The organism is Sphingomonas bacterium (assembly GCF_903644055.1).
Taxonomy (GTDB): Bacteria; Pseudomonadota; Alphaproteobacteria; order Sphingomonadales; family Sphingomonadaceae; genus Sphingomonas_I.
On sequence record NZ_CAHJXD010000200.1, the window covers coordinates 1 to 4,143 of the forward strand.

General features: G+C 70.9%; 3 protein-coding genes. 2 read left to right on the forward strand and 1 reads right to left on the reverse strand.

All coding sequences use genetic code 11. From position 1 onward, the window contains the following. Window positions 1-1,900: helicase-related protein (locus HUU94_RS08830; RefSeq protein ID WP_174274718.1), on the reverse strand; the 1,900-nt coding region annotated here is incomplete at its 3' end. A 200-nt stretch (window positions 1,901-2,100) separates the two neighbouring features. Between HUU94_RS08830 and HUU94_RS08835 the strand changes: the two genes are divergently transcribed. After that, window positions 2,101-3,573, forward strand: coding sequence for a M23 family metallopeptidase (locus HUU94_RS08835; RefSeq protein ID WP_174274719.1), 1,473 nt, complete (start codon window positions 2,101-2,103; stop codon window positions 3,571-3,573). 21 nt (window positions 3,574-3,594) lie between these two features. Continuing rightward, on the forward strand, window positions 3,595-4,143 hold a 549-nt coding region (locus tag HUU94_RS08840; RefSeq protein WP_174274720.1), incomplete at its 3' end, for an SIMPL domain-containing protein.

Sequence of the window (4,143 nt, forward strand, 5' to 3'; positions counted from 1 at the left end):
CCGCTTCGCCGATCGCGGCGAGCGGGGCGAGGTGGCGGGCGATATTGCCCTCCAGCCAGCGCCGTAGCCGGCCGCAGACCGCATCGCGCACCGCCTCCGGCAGGGCGCCCAGCGCGCGGTGCGGCTCGAAGCGGGGATGGAGCAGGCTCTTGCCGCGCGTCAGCCGCGCGACGACGTCGCCGCGCCAGAACAGAGCGACGGGGCGGCCGGGATCGGTGGCGAGGTTGAAGGCGGCGTCCTCGTCGGCGATCAGCGCCTTGGCGCGCTTGCCGAGCTCCGCGCCGAGCCGGCGCTCGGCGGCGGCCATCAGCCGCTTCATGTCGCCGTGGCGCGCCAGCGGATCGGCCTTGAAGCGGAAGCCGATCAGCAGCCCGATCGCCTCGCCGTCGACGGTGACGGTGCCGTCCTCCGCGACCTTCATCGGCAGCAGATCGGCGCCGCGCGCGCCGAGATCGCGCATCAGCACCGAGGTCCGCCGATCGACGAAGCGCTGCGTCAGCCGCTGGTGGAGCGCATCCGAAAGCCGCTCCTCGATCCCGCGCGCGCGCTCCGCCCACAAGGCGGGATCGGCCAGCCAGTCGCGGCGGTGCGCGATATAGGCCCAGGTGCGCACGCCCGCGAGGCGGTCGCTGAGCGTCTCGACATCGCCCTGCACGCTTTCGAGCCGTACCAGCTCGTCGGCGAACCAGGGTACGGGCAGACGGCGGTCGCCCTCGCTGAGGTGACGGAAGATGCGCGCGATCAGCCGGGAATGCGGCTCGGCGCCGGTCTTGCGGAAATCGGGCAGCCCGCACGCCTCCCACAGCCGCGCGACCATCGCCTGTCCGCGGGCAGCCTCGCGCACCCAGGGCTCGTCGGCGAGGCGCTTGAGCACCGCGAGATCGATCGCCTCGGTGGCGGGGCGCAGCACGATATTGTCGGGGCGCCGCTCGAGATCGGCGATCAGGCGATCGAGGCTGGTGGTGTCGGGATCGCCGTCGCGCCAGTAGAGATGATCGAGCGCCGGGATATGATGGCCCTCGATCGCATGGACCTCCTCATCCTCGAAATGCGCGTTCGATCCTTCGAGGCTTAGCGAGCCGAAGGTGCCGTCGCGCTGGTGGCGCCCCGCGCGCCCGGCGATCTGCGCCATTTCCGAGATCGTCAGCCGCCGGGTCTTCCTGCCGTCGAACTTGCGCAGCGAGGCGAAGGCGACGTGGCTGACGTCCATGTTGAGCCCCATGCCGATCGCATCGGTGGCGACGAGATAATCGACCTCGCCCGCCTGGAACATCGCGACCTGCGCGTTGCGCGTGCGGGGGCTGAGCGCGCCCATCACCACGGCGGCACCCCCGCGCAGCCGGCGCAGCATCTCGGCGACCGCATAGACCTCCTCCGCCGAGAAGGCGACGATCACCGAGCGTTTGGGCAGCCGCGAGAGCTTGGCGGGGCCGGCATAAGTGAGCGTCGAGAAGCGCGGGCGGGTGATGATTTCGGCCTCGGGGACGAGCGCCGACAGCATCGGGCGGAGCGCCTCCGATCCGAGCAGCATCGTCTCCTCGCGGCCGCGCGCGCGCAGGATGCGATCGGTGAAGATGTGGCCGCGCTCGCGATCGGCGCCGAGCTGCGCCTCGTCCAGGCCGACGAAGGCGAAATCGCGATCCAGCGGCATGCTTTCGGCGGTGGTGAGGAACCAGCGCGCTTTCTCGGGGACGATTTTCTCCTCGCCGGTGACCAGTGCCACGGACTCGCGGCCCTTGATCGCGACGACGCGATCATAGACCTCGCGTGCGAGCAGGCGCAGCGGAAAGCCGATCAATCCGCTCGAATGGCCGCACATGCGCTCGACCGCGAGATGGGTCTTGCCCGTGTTGGTCGGACCGAGCACCGCGACAAGCGGCCGGTCTGCGAAACGCGTCATGGCGGGCTCAAGATGGCGGGTCGGCGCGCAAAAGCAAGTGGAACCCGCTCGGCGCGCAAGTTCCGCAATTCGCCGCCGAAACGACTCGCCTCGTCGCAGCTTCGCGTGAAGACCCGCTGATTAGTTTGACTTTAACCATCCTCCTTCACAGTCATCGCCGCCGACGGTCCGGCAGAGGCCGCCGAACAAGGATTAGGGGCATGATGATCCGGCGCGAGGCGGAACTCCTCATGGAAGGCGGCGGCGGGACGGCGGCGCTCAAGCCGCGCGGCCTCGCCTTGCTCGACACGCCCGCGATTCGGCGCAGTCTCGACCGGACGCAGGGAATCGACCTCGTCGTCGATCTCGGCGCGCGGATCGGCAGCCGCACCTGGTGGCGTGGGCTCGCCACCTGCACCGCGCTCTGCGCGATCACGTTCAGCCTCGCGCCGTCGTTTCGCCCGCTGATCGGCGCGTCGCCCGCGCCGATGGGGCAGGCCCAGGCGCAGCAGATGCGCGTGCAGGCGATCGCGCCGCTCGCGCTGGGCGCCGACACCGGCGCCCATGCGCCCGCGACCAATCTCGTCGAGCGGCTGGTGGAGACGCCGGAGCGCCCGCAGATAAGGCTGACCGCCAGCATCGGCCAGGGCGACGGCTTCGCGCGCGTGCTGGAGCGCGCCGGCGTCGGCGAGGATCAGGCCAGGACCGCCGCCGATCTCGTTTCGCAGCAGATGGCGCTGGGCGAGATCAAGCCGGGCACGCGGATCGATCTCACGCTCGGCCGCCGCCCCAACCGATCGGTGCCGCGTCCGCTCGACCGGCTGGCGTTCCGCGCCAAGCTCGAACTGGCGCTGGAGGTGGAACGCGCGGGCCAGGCGCTCAGGCTGGTGCCGCATCCGATCGCGGTCGACGAGACGCCGCTGCGCGTCCAGGGCCGTGTCGGCGCGGGGCTGTTCGCCGCCGCGCGTGCCGCAGGCGCGCCCGCCAAGGTAATCGAAACCTATTTGCGCGCGATGGCGCAGCATGTCGCGGTCGGCGCGATCCGCGCGGGCGACCGCTTCGATCTGATCATCGCGCACCGCCGCGCCGCGACCGGCGAGAGCGAGACCGGCGGATTGCTCTACGCGGGGCTCGACGAGGGCAAGAAGGTGCTGCGCCTGCTCAAATGGGATCTCGCGGGCAAGGAGCAGTGGTTTGACGCCGCCGGCGTTGGCGAACGGCGCGGCCAGATGAAGATGCCGGTCGCCAACGCGCACGTCACCTCCAGCTTCGGCATGCGCTTCCACCCGATCCTCGGCTTCAGCCGGATGCATCAGGGGATCGATTATGGCGCGCCGATGGGGTCGCCGATCGATGCCGCGACCGACGGCGTGGTCAATTTCGCGGGCTGGCACGGCGGGCATGGCAATTATGTCCAGATCCGCCACCCGGGCGGGCTCGGCACCGGCTATGCGCATATGAGCCGGATCGTCGCGCACGCGGGCGAGCATGTCCGCGCCGGGCAGTTGATCGGTTATGTCGGCTCGACCGGACTCTCGACCGGGCCGCATCTGCATTTCGAGGTGTTCAAGAACAATGTCGCGGTCAATCCGCTGAGCGTGAAGTTCACGCAGGCGGCGCAGCTTGCCGGGGGCGAGCTCGCGCGCTTCAGGTCGACGCTGGCGCACCTGCTCGCCACCCGCGTCGGCGGCTGAGGTCTGCCTGCGATGCGCCGGATGCCGATCTTCGCCGCGGTGGCCGGAATGGCCGCGCTCGCCGCCCCCGCCTTCGCCGCGGACGATCCGCCGCCGCGCGTCATCGTCTCGGGCAGTGCCATGGTCTCGACCCCGCCCGATCGCGCCCAGATCGATTTCACGATCCACGGCGAAGGCGCGACCAGCGACGAGGCCGTCACCGCGATGGTCGCCAGGCGGCAGGCGATCGATTCCGGGCTGGCGCGCTTCGGCGGGCGCGCCGACGCCGGTGCGTCGCGCGTCGCGGTCAGCGAGGTGCGGGCCCCCGATTGCAACCGGCAATCCTATGGCGCGCCGCGGCTTTCGACCGGCGCCTGCGCGATCATCGGCTATACCGCCGATCTGACGATCGTGCTGCGCACCGCCGCGATCAACGACGTCGGCACGATCGTCGGGCTGATCGGGCGGCTCGGCGGCAGCAACCCGCACGTCGATCGCTTCTTCCTCGCCGACGATCATGACGCCCAGCGGCGCGCCACCGCCGCCGCGCTCCTGAACGCGCGCCGCGAGGCCGAAGCGCTCGCCGCCGGC

What these genes read in the sequence shown, in the direction of transcription:
- HUU94_RS08835 (WP_174274719.1), top strand. Translation starts at nt 2,101, where the DNA reads ATGATGATCCGGCGCGAGGCGGAACTCCTCATGGAAGGCGGCGGCGGG.